The organism is Bartonella sp. OD88NMGDW (assembly GCF_042193775.1).
Lineage (GTDB): Bacteria > Pseudomonadota > Alphaproteobacteria > Rhizobiales > Rhizobiaceae > Bartonella > Bartonella grahamii.
Map to the genome: position 1 here is coordinate 1 of NZ_JBHIMA010000056.1, position 1,121 is coordinate 1,121.

1 protein-coding gene is annotated in these 1,121 nt (G+C 41.3%); it reads right to left on the minus strand.

Annotated elements, in window-relative coordinates; genetic code table 11:
* Positions 1 to 1,121, minus strand: a 1,121-nt coding sequence (locus ACFIJR_RS09045) for an autotransporter outer membrane beta-barrel domain-containing protein (protein ID WP_375654066.1), incomplete at both ends; no start/stop codon positions are given.

The window sequence follows — 1,121 nt, forward strand, 5'->3', positions numbered from 1 at the left end:
TTTTCAGTGGAAATGGTTTTGGTCAAACGTCCACCAACACGGATTAACCATTGAGAAGGATTGTTCATATCAACAGTAAAATTATCAGCATCTTCAATGGTGTTAAACATCAAATGTTGATAGGCAACTTGTGCTTGTGGTTCGAAGGTTAAACCTTCCATTCCGGTTGCAAACTCTTTGCCAACAGTGGTGGAGATACTCAACATTTTGGCATTTTTCAATTTTGCGGTATTTCCTCTGATGGCATTGCCGATATCTCCTTTTATTATCCCATAGGATAACAGTGTATCCATATAGAAACCACTGTCATGCTGCACGCTGCCATAAGCTGTTAGTGACCATTTATCCAATGTGCTCTTACTTGCATCCTGCATCTCTTTTGGAGTGAAAGATAGTCGCCCATAGGTGCCTACAAGACCGAAATGTGTTGTGGTATTTTGCCCTTCAATTGCTGCTAATGTGACACCGGCTTGGAGAGCAGCATAGCGGATATCAGCGCCATAACCATATTTGAGAGGTCCGCGTTCAGAAGATAAAGTTCCTGTGCTTCCATAGGTGTAAAGGAAGAAACCGGTTTGTTTTTCCTCTTCTTTTCCTAAGACAGATGTTCTCATTGTGGCTAAAAGTGCATTTTGTTTAGCTATATCGGTTAGTCCCGTGTAGAAGAGAGCATTTGGCATGACTAAGTAACTGGCCGTTTGTGCTACAGGGGCGATCACACTTGGACCAGAACCAGAATCCGTTTCAAGAATTTCTTTATGTAAGCGGAAATCCCAGAAATTTTCATTCTTTTCATCAAACAGATTTTGTGCAACATCGGCTTGTCCGTGGCTTGACTCTGGTCCATAAGCCGTTAGCGTATATTTATAAGGTAAACGACCTCTTGTGGTATAGCCATTGACAAGTTTGAAAGAGTCTTCTTTTGCTTCTCCAGAGACTTGAATGAGTGAAAGTCCACCTATATTGGAAGGATCAGAGGCATTTATTACACTACTTTCATCCCCTGTATCGCTTTTGATATAAACTGTTGTAGAGCCTGAGACATCCCCATGGATCAAAAGTCTATCGGTTTTTTGGTCATTTATTGCAGCACCATCACTCCAAGCAATGTTGAAGTAAAT